15 protein-coding genes and 1 tRNA gene are annotated in these 14,312 nt (G+C 46.3%); 9 read left to right on the forward strand and 7 right to left on the reverse strand.

The annotated features are described in order from the left end of the window. The first annotated feature begins 73 nt into the window (after nt 1-73). From CLC91_RS07845 to CLC91_RS07865, 5 genes are all read left to right on the forward strand, one after another. Nucleotides 74-619 carry a septation protein A gene (locus CLC91_RS07845; protein WP_095498367.1) on the forward strand — a complete coding sequence of 182 codons (546 nt, stop codon included), beginning with the start codon at nt 74-76 and terminating at the stop codon, nt 617-619. Further along, nucleotides 619-918 carry a YciI family protein gene (locus CLC91_RS07850; protein WP_095498368.1) on the forward strand — a complete coding sequence of 100 codons (300 nt, stop codon included), beginning with the start codon at nt 619-621 and terminating at the stop codon, nt 916-918. Before CLC91_RS07845 ends, CLC91_RS07850 begins: the two co-directional genes overlap by 1 nt. 5 nt (nt 919-923) lie before the next feature. Continuing rightward, nucleotides 924-1,856: a DMT family transporter gene (locus CLC91_RS07855; RefSeq protein ID WP_095498369.1), complete on the forward strand. Its 933-nt coding sequence runs from the start codon at nt 924-926 to the stop codon at nt 1,854-1,856. A gap of 71 nt (nt 1,857-1,927) precedes the next feature. After that, nucleotides 1,928-2,734 (forward strand): exodeoxyribonuclease III, encoded by an 807-nt coding sequence (gene xthA, locus CLC91_RS07860; protein ID WP_095500234.1) that lies wholly within the window; start codon nt 1,928-1,930, stop codon nt 2,732-2,734. Nucleotides 2,735-2,836: 102 nt separating this feature from the next. Continuing rightward, nucleotides 2,837-3,256: a four helix bundle protein gene (locus CLC91_RS07865; protein WP_095498371.1), complete on the forward strand. Its 420-nt coding sequence runs from the start codon at nt 2,837-2,839 to the stop codon at nt 3,254-3,256. Here CLC91_RS07865 and CLC91_RS07870 read toward each other — a convergent pair. The 6 genes from CLC91_RS07870 to CLC91_RS07895 all read right to left on the reverse strand — a co-directional run bounded on the left by CLC91_RS07870 (nt 3,249) and on the right by CLC91_RS07895 (nt 8,594). After that, nucleotides 3,249-4,337 carry a response regulator gene (locus tag CLC91_RS07870; RefSeq protein WP_095500235.1) on the reverse strand — a complete coding sequence of 363 codons (1,089 nt, stop codon included), beginning with the start codon at nt 4,335-4,337 and terminating at the stop codon, nt 3,249-3,251. The two genes, CLC91_RS07865 and CLC91_RS07870, sit on opposite strands and share 8 nt — an antisense overlap. Nucleotides 4,338-4,376: 39 nt before the next feature. Beyond that, nucleotides 4,377-5,198, reverse strand: a complete 822-nt coding sequence (locus CLC91_RS07875; RefSeq protein WP_233132597.1) for an MlaA family lipoprotein — start codon at nt 5,196-5,198, stop codon at nt 4,377-4,379. A 223-nt stretch (nt 5,199-5,421) separates the two neighbouring features. After that, entirely contained in the window at nt 5,422-5,649 is a 228-nt protein-coding gene (locus CLC91_RS07880; protein ID WP_095498373.1) for a hypothetical protein, read from the reverse strand. Between the two features lie 2 nt (nt 5,650-5,651). Further along, nucleotides 5,652-6,497, reverse strand: a complete 846-nt coding sequence (locus tag CLC91_RS07885) for a MinD/ParA family ATP-binding protein (protein ID WP_095498374.1) — start codon at nt 6,495-6,497, stop codon at nt 5,652-5,654. 76 nt (nt 6,498-6,573) lie between these two features. After that, nucleotides 6,574-6,924: a FliM/FliN family flagellar motor switch protein gene (locus CLC91_RS07890; RefSeq protein WP_095498375.1), complete on the reverse strand. Its 351-nt coding sequence runs from the start codon at nt 6,922-6,924 to the stop codon at nt 6,574-6,576. Between the two features lie 119 nt (nt 6,925-7,043). Continuing rightward, on the reverse strand, nt 7,044-8,594 hold the full coding sequence (locus CLC91_RS07895; protein ID WP_179287547.1) for an EAL domain-containing protein: 1,551 nt from the start codon (nt 8,592-8,594) through the stop codon (nt 7,044-7,046). 267 nt (nt 8,595-8,861) lie between these two features. Between CLC91_RS07895 and CLC91_RS07900 the strand changes: the two genes are divergently transcribed. The 3 genes from CLC91_RS07900 (at nt 8,862) to CLC91_RS07910 (ending at nt 11,740) form a co-directional block, all read left to right on the forward strand. Then, nucleotides 8,862-10,094, forward strand: coding sequence for a Xaa-Pro dipeptidase (locus tag CLC91_RS07900; RefSeq protein ID WP_233132603.1), 1,233 nt, complete (start codon nt 8,862-8,864; stop codon nt 10,092-10,094). Nucleotides 10,095-10,221: 127 nt separating this feature from the next. Beyond that, nucleotides 10,222-11,652 (forward strand): sigma-54 dependent transcriptional regulator, encoded by a 1,431-nt coding sequence (locus CLC91_RS07905; protein ID WP_095498377.1) that lies wholly within the window; start codon nt 10,222-10,224, stop codon nt 11,650-11,652. Nucleotides 11,653-11,664: 12 nt separating this feature from the next. Beyond that, nucleotides 11,665-11,740, forward strand: a tRNA-Arg gene (locus CLC91_RS07910). 324 nt (nt 11,741-12,064) lie between these two features. On the opposite strand, the gene CLC91_RS07915 is transcribed toward CLC91_RS07910, so the two are convergent. After that, entirely contained in the window at nt 12,065-12,979 is a 915-nt protein-coding gene (locus CLC91_RS07915) for a LysR family transcriptional regulator (protein WP_095498392.1), read from the reverse strand. Between the two features lie 133 nt (nt 12,980-13,112). Here CLC91_RS07915 and CLC91_RS07920 point away from each other — a divergent pair, with 133 nt between their 5' ends. Beyond that, nucleotides 13,113-14,225: a hypothetical protein gene (locus CLC91_RS07920; protein WP_095498393.1), complete on the forward strand. Its 1,113-nt coding sequence runs from the start codon at nt 13,113-13,115 to the stop codon at nt 14,223-14,225. Nucleotides 14,226-14,312: the final 87 nt, after the last annotated feature.

Below are 14,312 nucleotides of genomic sequence, written 5' to 3' on the forward strand. Positions count from 1 at the left end.
TCGACGCCCAGGGTAATGCACCCAATTAACCCTGGGCTCACACTTATCACCATCAACAGAAGTATTTTTTCAAATGAAGCAACTGCTCGATTTTTTACCCCTACTGGTTTTTTTCATCGTTTACAAAATGGTAGACATTTATGCGGCAACTGGGGCCCTAATCGCCGCCACGGCCGTGCAAATAGCCATCAGTTATTTGGTGTTTAAAAAAGTAGAAAAAATGCACCTCATCACGTTTGCATTAGTTGGGGTTTTCGGCACCTTAACCATGGTGCTCCATGATGACGCGTTTATTAAATGGAAAGTGACCGTTGTGTACGGTTTATTTGCCATCGCACTGGCGGTCAGTCAGCTGATCAATAAACCGATTATTAAAGCCATGCTTGGTCAAGAAATGCCCGTTGCCGATGCCGTTTGGGCAAAAGTGACTTGGGCTTGGGTGCTCTTTTTTAGTGCTTGCGGCGCTTTGAATATATACGTGGCATTTAGCTTACCACTGGAAACTTGGGTCAACTTCAAAGTATTTGGATTAATGGCACTCACGTTGTTGTTTACCATAGCCACTGTAGTGTATTTATTTAAGCATCTTCCTGAAGACAAGAAAAAGGAACTGAAATAATGTTGTATATGATCGTTGGCAACGACGTCGAAAATAGTTTAGAAAAGCGCAAAGCCACTCGTCCTGCTCACTTGGCTCGTTTGCAAGTTTTGCAAGACCAAGGCCGCTTGGTTTTAGTGGGCCCTAACCCTGCTATTGATAGCGAAGCACCCGGCGAAGCAGGCTTTACCGGCTCTTTAGTGGTTGCCGAGTTTGATTCGCTTGAAGATGCCAAAGCTTGGGCTGCGGCGGATCCTTACATGGATGCTGGCATTTATGCCGATGTTGTGGTCAAGCCGTTCTTAAGCGTTAAGCTATAACTGGCTTGTTTACCCTCCTAGAGCGCCTTAATGCCCGACAAACTATTTGGCTTGGCGTTCTGGCGGCCATTGTTACCACAGCAATTTGGTCGGGCAACTTTATTGTTGCCCGAGCTCTTAACGAGCAAATTCCGCCGGTGGCATTGGCCCTACTGCGATGGACCGTCGCACTGGCATGTTTACTGCCCTTTGCGAGTGTCAGTCTGTGGCGTTTGCGACACCACTTTAAGACACATTTTCGCTATTTTGCGCTGTTGTCCTTTCTTGGTGTCACGCTGTTTAACACCTTAATATATTGGGCCAGCCACACCACTTCCGCTCTCAACATGTCGCTGCTGGCCATCACTTTCCCCATTTTCGTGATACTCATTAATCGTTTTGTTTATGGCCAAGCGATTGTGGCCACTAAGTTGTTTGGTTTGGTGTTGGTGTTGTTTGGCGTCATTACCTTACTGTGCGACGCCGACTGGTCTTTATTGACTCAGCTTGAATTTGCTACCGGTGACTTATTAATGCTGGTGGCGGCATTTTCATTCGCCGTTTACAGTATGATGCTGGCTAAGCGTCCTAGCGAGGTATCCGGCGCCCCTTTGCAACTGGGCTGCTTCATTATCGGCTGGTTCATGCTGCTGCCGTTTTATGGCGTCGAGCGAGCCTTGGTTGGCGATTATCAAATTGACTCACAAGCTTGGTTGTCCATCTTATACATCGGCATTGCGGCTTCCTTAATATCCTATTTATTGTGGGGCTACGCCATCAGCAAGATTGGCGCCGAACAAGCCGGTTTTATTTACTATTTATTACCACTGTTCAGTGCCGCATTAAGCGTGGTACTGCTCGGGGAAACGATTCATGGCTGGGAAGTTGGCTGCGGCCTTATCATTATTGTCGGCATCCTCGTTTCACAATGGCCTAAACACGCAAAAAAGAAAGATTAAGCGCTTACCTGAAACGCTGATTGTGGTTATGATTGAGGCAATAATACCAACATCAAATTTCAAGGGATTACATGAAAATCGTTAGTTTCAATATTAATGGCTTACGCGCCCGCCTTCATCAGCTTCAAGCACTTATCGACAAACATCAACCGGATATTATTGGCTTACAAGAAACAAAGGTTCACGACGAAGCGTTTCCTGAACAGGCTGTGCGCGACATGGGGTACGAGGTTCACTATCACGGGGGTAAAGCCCACTACGGCGTTGCCATGCTATCTAGAAGTACGCCAAATAAGGTTATTAAGGGCTTTCCAAGCGACAGTGACGATGCCCAACGGCGCATGATCATGGGGCAGTTCATGCAAGCAAATGGGCGCATGCTTACCGTGCTCAATGGCTACTTCCCCCAAGGGGAAAATATTGCCCACGAAACCAAGTTTCCGGCTAAGCAAAAGTTTTATGCCGATTTAATGCAATACCTAACTCAACACCACAGTAATGAAGAAGACATTGTGGTTATGGGTGACATCAACATATCGCCCATTGATCGTGATATCGGCATTGGAGAAGCCAATGCAAAACGCTGGCTAAAGACCGGCAAATGCAGTTTTCAACCGATAGAAAGAGAGTGGTTAAAAACACTGCTCGATTGGGGCTTTAGCGATAGTTTCCGTTATTTAAAGCCCGACGAAGAAAATCGATACTCCTGGTTCGATTATCGCTCCAAAGGATTCAACGATAATCGTGGGCTGCGCATTGATGTGATATTAACCACCGCCAGTTTGTTACCTCGATTGGTTGATAGCGATGTCGACTACGAGCTAAGAGGCATTGAAAAGCCCTCAGACCATGCACCGATTTGGACTGTGCTTGCTTAGACGACATTAAAGCGTATTGAAATTACAAGCCGTTAAAACTAGCCATTAGAGCGATGGCATCTGTGGCTAGTTTAAACTGTACTAGTAGGCCCGTTACTTTTTATGGACAGCCTAACTATGTATTACGAAGATCTTAACGTATGGAAGCGCAGCGCTAATCAAGCTTGTGCGGTTGTGCAAATCATCAGCCATTGCGATAACCTCACAATTAAAGATCAGCTCACCTGCACCGCACTCGCCATTCCCAGCAACATCGCTCACGGTCAAAATCGCCGCGATAAACAACAATGCTTAAAGTACCTTAATCGAGCCATTTGCGGCACCGCAGAATTGGCCACTCAACTGACCATTGCTCATCAGATCGGCTTTCTTGACCAACAAGCTTGCAAGGAAATACTGGCAGAAAATACCATAATTGGGCGCATGTTAGGCAGCTTAATCAAGGCTAAACTGCACACTCACAATGAATCAAGCTCTGTGCAAGCGCAATCCAACTCAGCGACGGATGAAGCGGCTAGCTGAGTTGGAAACTTAGATAGCCAAAGTCGTGTTCAACCTGCTCTTGAACAACACCACTGTGGTTGCCCCTTTGCAATGCCTCTCGAGCGGCTAACCCACCATTGAGCATGCAAATGGCTTCACCGGGCTTCATGGTTCGAGTGTGGGTTGCCGGTGTAACTTGAGGTTGTTGTCCAAGCGCTGGCGTATTGGGCATTACAATCGGCACCAATGAGTGAGCACTTTGCAAGAAGCTTCGCACTCCATGTCCCAGTTGCGCAAGGCTCAAACGCTGTGTGCTTGAGTCAAAACTGCCATAGCTGATGTCCATTGTAATACCGGCACCGGATTGAAGTATCGCTTGGTTGAGGTAATTCAACATGGAGGATGGGTGGGTAACCATGCGTCCTTGCCCTCGCTGATACTCCTGCACCTTGTGGTTGATGCAAGTACGAAGCAGCATACTGGTGAACGCCATGCCCGGTTCGTTGGCGTATATTTTGGCAAACAGAAACGCCTGGCGCCGATCGTCAATAGGAACCACCTCAAGGTATACGCTCGAGGTCGCCGCTTTGTGGCGAATGGAATACCCAATTTGACAGCCAGGTCCTTGCACACTCGCATTGGGAAATAAAGATAATTGCGCAATTTTAGCGGTATGAGCTTCATTTGCTAAAGCATCTAAATTGTCGGTTAAACGTTGCTGCTCATGAGTCTCGAGGGCTTTAGCGGGCGCCTTAACTTGCTCTAGCACCACCTGTTTAATCTGCTCAAAATTGGCTACAGGTTTTACGAGGTAATCAACCGCACCCAGTCGTAACGCCTGTAATACATCGTCCATAAGGTGGTTTCCTGACACCACTACAATGGGAACGCTTGCATGCTCAATCTGCATTGCTCGAATCATATCTAAGCCAGACATTACCGGCATGGTTAGGTCGGCAATAACCAATTGAATCTGATGCCATTGCATCATGTCCAATCCTTGCTGACCATCGGCGGCTTGAAATACTTCTGCGTTTTGAGATTGTAGATATTGGCTGAGTAAGTGACGAAATACCGGATCATCTTCCACTAACAGAATACTAATTCCGCTAAGATCCATATAACTTCCTATGATTAATAGCTTTTTTATCAGTCTAGCTTAATCAAGCTCATCAAGATAGTCGTCTAAAAGATCGTCTTCATCTTCACTGATAGGCGGCTCGCCGTCATACACTTTAAAAGCAACGTGCTGAAAGTAAGCGTCTCTGACAAACACATAGGGGTCGATGGCACTGTCAATAAGGCCATCTTGCTCCAAAGCTCGCGCGCGTTTGTGCAGGTTTTTCAATCCCCATTTGGTTGCGGATTGCCAGAAGTTTAACTCAGAAAGAGGCCAGTAAGTGCCGTCTACCCAATCAAACGCCAATTCACGTGCCACATAAGGCCCAATAAATGGCATCATGAAATAAGGACCATCTGGCACGCCGTAAAAACCCATAACTTCAGAGAAATCATCTTGTTTGCGTTCCCAGCCAATGTAATCGGCAACGTCGATAACGCCGAGAATTCCCACGGTAGAGTTCACCACAAAGCGCCCGGCGGCATTCACAGCGTACTTAGGCTTTCCTTGCAACAGATTATTCACCACCGACTGCGGCTCTTCTAAGTTGAGCACAAAGTTATAAATGCCATTTTGCACAGGGCGAGGAACATAATAAGCGTAACCTTTGGCGACTGGCCGGTAGATGTACTTATCCATGTATTCATAGTTGAAATGCCACATACTGCGGTTAAAAGACTCAAACGGATCTCTAGGATCTCGCTCCACAAGTTCATGCGGTGCAGGAAGCGCTTCCTCTTGACTGACAGAGTCATTGCTGTTGGCCGTCGTTACAGACTCATTAGCATGAGCGATGGCGCCGAGTGCCAAAAGAGCCATCGCCAACATAAGGCTGTTCAGATTGCGCATCCACCGAGTCATACTAGCTTCGTTATCCTTACAACTATTTCGATAAGATTTGATTGTGAATTTCTCTATAACAATAAACCTTCGGCGCAAAATGACCAAAGGCATAATTGTTAATTTCTATTTCTTTTAGCCACAATCGAGGTGAGAAAGGCGCTAATTTTAGCAATATATGACGATATAGGAAGACTCTTTTTTAAATCATTTATTCATCAAGACCGTACTTATCACGATCACATTAGTCATGTCGCTGCGATTCAAGTAACTCCAGTCGTTTAGCCACACCAAGAGTGCCGCTTCTCAGCTCTTGAACCTCTTGCCTTAACAAGCTTATCTCGAATTCATTCGTTTGCGCTTGTGCCGACAGTGCCGTTACCTTTCCCCGAGCGCGGGATAATTGCAACTGCATGGCCACCAAAGCCAACACTAAACCTACGAAGCCTGCAACCACTAGCCAATTCAACATTTCTAAGAGACCTCTTGAGTGGCACTGCGCGAGGCATGCGGTTTGGTTATCAAACGTTCGACAAAAAATTCCAAATGGCCCGTTGGCTGCTGCGGTACTGGCCAAGAAAGGATCTTACTTGCTAAGCCTTGATAGGCGATGGCCGCTGGCGAGTTTGGATAGGCGGTTACCACCACAGACTGTTTGCGAATAGATTGGCGCAAATTATCGTCAAATGGGATGGTAGCAACCTGCTCGATCGCCACGTCTAAAAAGCGATCCGTTACTCGTGATAACTTGGCGAACAATTCTTGTCCTTCACGGAGGCTTCTCACCATATTGGCAACGACTCGGAATCGAAAAACACCGTAATCTCGACTCAACAGTTTTATGAGCGCATAAGCGTCGGTTATCGAGGTGGGCTCGTCACATACCACCACCATGACATCTTGACTGGCCCGAGCAAAGCTCAACACCATATCGGAAATTCCAGCCGCCGTATCCACAATCAACACATCGCATTCGCTGCGCATTTCACTAAAAGCTCGAATCAAACCCACATGCTGTTTAGCGCTTAATTCAACCATGGATTGATAACCAGAGGTTGCCGGTATAATTTGTATACCACTTGGGCCTTCTAATAAAATATCGTCTAAACCGCATTCACCGTTGATCACGTGAGAGAGGTTTCTATCGGCCCGCAGCCCTAACATTACATCGACATTGGCCAACCCCAAGTCAGCGTCCAATACCAACACTCGCTTCCCTTTTTCCGCTAGAGCAACCGCCGTATTAATTGCGGTGCTGGTCTTGCCTACGCCGCCTTTACCGCCGGTTACGGCGATTACCTTAACTCCATTTAATGTCATCACACTGCCTTTTTAGTTTGTTTTTATTGTGATAATTGTCTAGCTACAATGGTGATTGTCATTGTGCGTGAGTGCGCTACCAAAGACACTCTGTAATTTTCAGCTCTAAATGCTCACCGTTACAGGCAATATAGCCTTTGTACTTAACACCCCCTGCCACCTCAATGATCAGTTGCTGTGAACGCGCCAAAGCAATCGAGTCCCCAACCTCTAACGAGTTTAAGCGCTCACTGGTGAGTTGTTGCCCCACAACTTGCCCCGTCAAATCCAGATCGATTGACACCTTGGGTTGCGTTGATATTGCTCCCCAACGTTGCTGAGCCAACTTAGAAGGCGATAGCGAAGCTTCATTGTTGTCCGGCGTTGGCTCGTCGAAAATACCATGTACCAACGCATTTATTTCGGCTTGAGTTAAAATATCTTGCATATAATTACACTACCTTTCGAGAATGCAGCGTCAAACAACACATCACGTATTTTTGACACTTGGAACCGAAAGTAAGAACCTGCAAAAAAAATGCCAACGTCAATTTAACTCAGATTACTTTACTCCAACGAGCTATCGTTAAACCACTGCATCAACTCGTTACCCTGAAGAGGCTTGCTGTAGTAATAGCCTTGTATCAGCTCGACTCCAACTGAGTTTAAGTAGTCTAACTGCTCTGAAGTTTCCACGCCTTCAGCGATTAAAGCCAGTTGTGACTCTTTCGCAAACGCCACAATGGCATCTAAAGTGGAGCGATTAAAGCTGTCTTGTTGACCAATGGTATCGACAAACATTTTATCGATTTTCAAGGTGCTGATGTTTAGGTTTTGAATGTAACTAAAACTACCGTAACCAGTACCGGCGTCATCTAGCTTCAAATCAACCCCTAGCCGGCTCAACTTTTGAGAGACCGCTCGCGCGCGCTTCATATCGCGAATAGGGTAACGCTCTGTAATTTCTAGCGATAGCTTATGTTGTTGTAACAATCGGTTCAGTCGCAATGACTCCACGTAGTCGACAATGTCATCAGAGTCTAAATGCGAGGGCACAATATTGAGACTAAAAAACAGCGGCTTTACGTCGCTTCCAAACGCCTTAATATCGTCAAACACATGCTCCAGCATCGACGCCGTCATGTCTGAAATTAAACCGGTATCTTCGGCAAAAGGAATGAATTGATTGGGCGGGATGAATCGGTCTTTATCTCGTTGCCAGCGCATTAATATTTCAACCCCCACTAGCTCGTTTCGACGACTGTCCACTATGGGTTGATAAAACGGAATAAACTCCCCTGCACTGACGCCTTGCCGGATTTGTTGCTCAATGGAGTTCCTATGGTGATTCCAACGCCAATATAACAAGGTACCTATTACACCGGAAAGGAATCCCACGATGAACGAGACGTACCATTCAAATTGAGCGTATTGCTCCAAAAACTCTTTATTGCCCGTGAGTTCAAAGGTGGCTGAGTACCCTTGTTGATGCTCGACAATGGTGTGAGAAATTCGTCCTTTACCCACAAAGCTCTGATTACCAAACTCTATTCTCGGATTGGTATTAAGTGATACTCGATATTTTAAGCAGCCTTGACACTCTACCGGTACAAAATAGCGGGGGCGCAAAGGCGTTATGCTGGCGACATAATCAAAGCCCCTCATATGACGAACTAGAAATAGCTCATGTCCCACACTGTCAACATCATTAGCAACGGCGACGCTCAACCCTTGGCTGACTTCAAAAACATCCAAACTGGTTATGTTGCGTTCAATAGTACCGGTTTGACAAATCATGTTGTGACTGGGCGTGGTCACCGCTATCCAACGCACGAAATTGGCGTTAAACAGGGTGTCTTTAATGGCTTGCTCTTGCTCTGCAGAGCATTGATTGTCAACGATAACCAAATTTGGAAGCGCACTCAGTTGCTGATTGGAGTCATTCAAGTACATTTTGAATTTTTGCAACAGCACCTGTGCATCTCGCGCAATCACACGTTCGGCAATAACACGATCCAGTACTTTCATGGCTAGCACCCCAACAATGAAAGCGATGGTGAAAACGATGACCCCCTTCAGACCACTGTTAAGCCGGTATTTGTATCCTCTTTTTCTCACAATGCAGTCCTTTGTCGAGAGATGGTTTCTCTATAAAAAAGCGGCCAACGCACTGGATTTACTATTGTAAAATTTAGTGCTAACTTGCAACCCTATGCAGTTAACATACTAAATATGGCCGATAACAAAAAGCATACCTCGTGCAATAATTCTGGCCCGCCTGACAATGGACTTGTTATGACCACCTTTAATGCCTTTAAGTTAGCCAAAATCTCGTTACCAAAAGCCCTTTCAACCACGGTTGCACTCGCACTGTTCAGTAGTTCAATGGTGAGCAGCTCAATGGCCATGGCGCAAGATACCTTAATTATCGCCGATGGTTACGTAGACGTAGCTGCGGGTAAAACCATTGCAGATGCAGCCATTGTGGTATCGGACAATCGCATTACCTCGGTAGGACGTCTTGACGACATTAACAATCAAGAGCAATACAAGGTAGTCGACTTAGGCGGTAAGATTTTGTTGCCGGGTGTTATGGATATGCACGTTCATTTATCGGGCGATGCTCAGGATAACTTCCTTGAGTCTTTAAACTATTCGGTTCCGCGGCAAACGGTCAAAGCCGTTAAGAACGCTAAGACTACCCTTATGGCTGGTTTCACTACCGTGCGAGATTTAGGTGCAGCCGGTTACTCTGTTATTGCGACTCGTGACGGCATTAGCGCTGGAGAAATTCCGGGACCCAGAATTTGGGCGGTTGGACATTCCATTAGCATTACCGGTGGCCATTGTGACGATAATTTCTCAGCACCTGAAAAGCAGGCCAGATCCGCCGGCGTTGCTGACGGCCCATGGGCAGTAAGAACCAAGGTTCGCGAAAACATCAAATACGGCGCCAACGCCATTAAAATTTGCGCTACCGGTGGCGTGTTCTCTAAAGGAACCAAAGTTGGCGTGCAGCAATATACCGAGCAAGAAATCAAAGCCGCAGTGGATGAAGCGCATCTACGGGGCTTGACCATTGCCTCCCATGCTCACGGCACTGAAGGCATTAAAGCGTCAATACGAGCCGGAATAGACTCTATTGAACATTGCAGCTTTATGGACGATGAAACCATTAAAATGGCCGTTAAAGCAGGAACCTATTTGTCCTGCGACATCTACAACACCGAATACACACTAACCTATGGCGAAGCCAATGGTGTACCCGAGGAGAACATCAACAAAGAAAAGCTCGTCTCTAAAGCGCAACGAGAAAGCTTTAGAAAAGCCGTCAAAGCGGGTGCAAACATGGTGTTTGGTTCGGATGCTGCAATTTACCCTCATGGCGATAATGGCAAACAATTCGAACGAATGGTGACCTTTGGCATGACCCCAGCACAAGCGCTGCAAGCGGCCACGATAAACAGTGCTGCACTGCTAAAACAAGACGATCTCGGACAATTAAAGCCCGGCTACCTTGCCGACATCATCGCGGTAGACGGTGATCCATTGCAAGACATTCGCTTGATGGAAAATGTGTCCTTTGTGATGAAAGACGGAATTGTCTTTAAAAAATAGAGTCGATTGTGAGTTTTTGCTTGCACATGAGGGACATATTGATACATCATTTTTAATACCGTGCTTGCTTAGAGTGTTAACGCTCTAAGCACTCAAAAAATAATGCAAATAATAATAGCGTATAAAAATGCAAACTGACCCACGGATCCTTTTAGTTGATAATTTATCAGAGCGCGTACAACGCCTTTTTTGTGTTTTAGAATTTCTAGGCGAAAAAGTTGAACTCCGACGTTTAGAAGAGTTGGCGACAACCCCTTCAAACAAACGATGGCGTTCGATAATCATCGCTAGCGATGACATTAGCCCTGATACCATAGGCAAACTTGCCACTCAATTACCATGGCAGCCAATACTTACCATTGGCCGCAGTTTGGTTAACCCCAGAGAAAATTTGCTGGGTCACATTGACGAGCCGCTCAACTACCCTCAGGTCACCGAGCTCCTCAACTACAGTCAAGTATTTGGTCAAACCGTACGCCCACAAACGTCCCAGAACACCAATCAAACCAAGTTATTTCGAAGCCTTGTTGGCCGCAGCGCCGGCATTCATCAAGTTCGTCACATGATTAGCCAAGTTGCGCCAACCGATGCCACCGTGCTCATTATGGGTCCCTCTGGCACAGGTAAAGAAGTGGTGGCGCGAAATATTCACTTTATGTCAGACCGAACCGCGGGACCATTTATACCGGTCAATTGCGGTGCCATTCCAGGTGAACTGCTAGAAAGCGAGCTTTTTGGCCATGAAAAAGGCAGTTTTACCGGCGCTATTAGCAGTCGCAAAGGCCGATTCGAAATGGCCAACAGTGGTACCCTCTTTTTAGATGAAATTGGCGATATGCCAATGCCAATGCAGGTAAAACTGCTGCGGGTATTGCAAGAGCGTACTTTTGAACGGGTCGGTGGCAATAAAGCCATTACCACTGACGTACGCGTTGTCGCGGCCACTCACAGAAACCTTGAACAAATGATTGAACAAGGAACCTTTAGAGAAGACTTATACTATCGCTTAAACGTGTTCCCAATCGAAATGCCCAGTTTAACGGAGCGAGCCGAAGATATTCCTCTCTTGCTACAAGAGCTGGTGTCTCGTGTCTTTAACGAAGGTAAAGGCAAAGTTCGCTTCACTCAACGGGCCATTGACTCATTGATGGAGCACACTTGGTCAGGCAACGTTCGAGAGCTTTCTAATTTAATCGAGCGATTAACCATTTTATATCCAAATGGATTGGTTGATGTGAATGATTTACCTCACAAGTATCGCCACATCGATGTGCCCACATACGACGTCGATATGCCCGAGGAGCAATTGGAAAGAGATGCGTTGGCGTCGGTCTTCAGTGGCGAAGTGGACCTTGATATCCCTCCTTCTCAATTAACCACCGCATTGCCTGCTGAGGGAGTCAACTTAAAAGACTTACTCGCTGAAATGGAAATCGACATGATACGCCAAGCCTTGGATCAGCAAAACAATGTAGTGAGCCGCGCCGCTGACCTGCTGGGCATTCGCCGCACAACGCTGGTGGAAAAAATGCGCAAATACGGGTTAAGCAAAACCTAATCAATTCCCAGTCTCCCCATAGCTCAACAGGATAGAGCACCCGCCTCCTAAGCGGACGGTCCAGGTTCGAGTCCTGGTGGGGAGGCCAAAAACGCCTCTCTCACCGGACTATCCCAGGATTGAACCATTCAATCCGTTACGATAACTGCGATTCTTACGAATCGGTTTATCTCCACCCTGGTGGGGAGGCCAAAAACGCCTCTCTCACCGGACTATCCCAGGATTGAACCATTCAATCCGTTACGATAACTGCGATTCTTACGAATCGGTTTATCTCCACCCTGGTGGGGAGGCCAAAAACGCCTCTCTCACCGGACTATCCCAGGATTGAACCATTCAATCCGTTACGATAACTGCGATTCTTACGAATCGGTTTATCTCCACCCTGGTGGGGAGGCCAAAAACGCCTCCCTCAATTCAACAGTGCTGTCACTGTTTTTTCTAACCAAGATACGGTGGGGTTGTTGCGATGCTTTAAGTGAAAATAGCTGCAGACGTCCACTTTAAACGGTTGATTATCAATGGTTCCTTGCAACTTACGAAGTTCTGGATTTCGGCTAATATCTATGTATTGCGAAGCCGGAAACATCATATTGGTGTTCGCAATCACTTCCATGATTGCTGACGGCAATTCCGAGCGAAAGCCAACCTGAGTTTCGATACCTCGAGCACTTAGCTGTTGCTCAATCATTGACATTTGAGAATTCCAATCAGAAGCAATTATTGTGGCCAGTGGATAATCAATACCATGACTGATATCAATTGAATCTTTAGTATAGGGATGCTGCTTTCGAATAACTAAGGCGAAGCGTTCAGTGCCTATTGTTTTTTGCAGCAACTGCTTAGGTGCATCACCAAGTTGATAGTGAATGCCTATTTGCACCTCGTCGTTAATCAAATCTCGCACGGTGGATTTAGACCAATTAACCAATTGAAATTGCACCTGCGGCGCTTGTCGATGAAGCTCGATGAAAATTCGGCTTCCTAACGTGCTTAGTAAAAATGGCGACATGGCGATACGAATAACACCGCTTAATGTCGCGGGCGTAAATGCTGTGGTGTGATTTAAGGATTGCTGTAGGTCATTAAGTATGGGTGCTAAGCCCTTAGCTAATTCGTCAGCAAACGCTGTAGCACTCAAGCCGGTCTTACTTTTAACAAACAATTCGTCTTCAAAATGATGCCGCAGCCGCTGCAAAGCTTTACTGATAGCGGGTTGTGAGACAAATAGGCGTTTTGACGCCAGTCGCGTATTTTGCTCTTGATGCAGCACAATAAACGTGCGCAATAAATTGAGGTCCAAATTGGTGAATCGATCTTTAGCCATGCCTTTCCTTACCCATCGCAAACAGCGCAATAACCTAAAGTTATTACTGAAATAACCACAATTCAATATTATTATCAACAAAGCTTAAGTAATCTTTAGCGCGTTAATCACTCGGTTTACTTTAAGGACTTTTATGAAATTCACTAAATCCGTTTGTGCACTGTCGATCCTGTTGGCTCTCAGCGCATGCAGTTCAGATGATACAAGCGTTACCCCTCCAGCTGGTAACGAACGTACTGTAACCGTTGGATTTATTGTTGATAAAGAGATCAACCCAATGCGCTTAGATAGCGGCTCTAAAATTGCTGAAAAAATGACGCAATGCGGTTACGAGTTATTAGCCAATGGCAATGTCATCGAATCCGACGTTTGCATAACGGATACCCTAAATATCGAGATTAGAGACGGCTATCAACTGACCCTGATTCACCCAAGTATTGATGATGATTTGGCAAGCGCTCACAGTGAGAACTGGTCTGTCGAAGGAGCACACACTGTAGCAATTGACGAAAACAATATCATCATTGTCACCGCCAACGAACACTTCAGTGCCGTGTCGGTTGCTGATAGTGACCACCTGTACAGTGTAACCATCAACCAATTAGCCGCCACACAAACCGAAGGGGGGCTTTATGGCTTTGTAACCGGTGAGCGCTTCACGATCGAATTAGAATCTCAAATGGGCAGCTATCAAGACACCGACCAAGCCGAAGTAAACACCCATTACCATTACTACTTATCCGATGGCGACGTTGGCATTATTGCGCCCGGTGATGATTGGAAGAATGAAACCAAGCCGATCGGGGGAGAGAAGCCTCCTCAATACGATTACGCAACAGTCAACGTGGCCACTGTCAGTATTGCTGGCAATCAAATTGTGGCGACTGCCGGTGAAGAAGCCGACCAGAGTCGGTTAACCAAATACCCTAACGTTTCTGGCAAAGGCTTACCGACTCAAGTTGATACCGATTTGGGGTGGGTAAACATTTACGTATACTCAGACTTCCTAAAACAAAATTGCACAATTACTGCTCAGCAAAGTGGAACTACGTCAACTTGTGACAGCGATATAGACGCTGGAGATGATTGGTCACTCTCTCAATACTACGAAGCGTTAGAGGCTCAACCGCGCACCGATTACATTGACGGCCCAACCTTCGGCAATAACGTATTTTGGCGGTTAGCAGAGGGGAGCACCGGCGCTTGGGGAGAGACCGGCAGTTTAACGCTTTCAATGGGTGAATAAAGTTTAGAGTAAGTCTGGGATCACCTCTGCTTCCTCCAAAGCGTTTTGTTCACGATCCCTGAGTTATTCGGTAACGCCTCTTACTTA

The organism is Paraferrimonas haliotis (assembly GCF_002282895.1).
In the GTDB taxonomy this organism is placed as follows: Bacteria; Pseudomonadota; Gammaproteobacteria; order Enterobacterales; family Shewanellaceae; genus Paraferrimonas; species Paraferrimonas haliotis.

Coding starts and splice junctions, on each gene's coding strand:
- CLC91_RS07915 (WP_095498392.1), bottom strand. CDS start 12,979: ATGGCTAAAGATCGATTCACCAATTTGGACCTCAATTTATTGCGCACG.
- CLC91_RS07870 (WP_095500235.1), bottom strand. CDS start 4,337: ATGGATCTTAGCGGAATTAGTATTCTGTTAGTGGAAGATGATCCGGTA.
- CLC91_RS07900 (WP_233132603.1), top strand. CDS start 8,862: ATGGTGAGCAGCTCAATGGCCATGGCGCAAGATACCTTAATTATCGCC.
- CLC91_RS07920 (WP_095498393.1), top strand. CDS start 13,113: ATGAAATTCACTAAATCCGTTTGTGCACTGTCGATCCTGTTGGCTCTC.
- CLC91_RS07875 (WP_233132597.1), bottom strand. CDS start 5,198: ATGACTCGGTGGATGCGCAATCTGAACAGCCTTATGTTGGCGATGGCT.
- CLC91_RS07890 (WP_095498375.1), bottom strand. CDS start 6,924: ATGCAAGATATTTTAACTCAAGCCGAAATAAATGCGTTGGTACATGGT.
- CLC91_RS07865 (WP_095498371.1), top strand. CDS start 2,837: ATGGACAGCCTAACTATGTATTACGAAGATCTTAACGTATGGAAGCGC.
- CLC91_RS07880 (WP_095498373.1), bottom strand. CDS start 5,649: ATGTTGAATTGGCTAGTGGTTGCAGGCTTCGTAGGTTTAGTGTTGGCT.
- CLC91_RS07845 (WP_095498367.1), top strand. CDS start 74: ATGAAGCAACTGCTCGATTTTTTACCCCTACTGGTTTTTTTCATCGTT.
- xthA (WP_095500234.1), top strand. CDS start 1,928: ATGAAAATCGTTAGTTTCAATATTAATGGCTTACGCGCCCGCCTTCAT.
- CLC91_RS07885 (WP_095498374.1), bottom strand. CDS start 6,497: ATGACATTAAATGGAGTTAAGGTAATCGCCGTAACCGGCGGTAAAGGC.
- CLC91_RS07850 (WP_095498368.1), top strand. CDS start 619: ATGTTGTATATGATCGTTGGCAACGACGTCGAAAATAGTTTAGAAAAG.
- CLC91_RS07905 (WP_095498377.1), top strand. CDS start 10,222: ATGCAAACTGACCCACGGATCCTTTTAGTTGATAATTTATCAGAGCGC.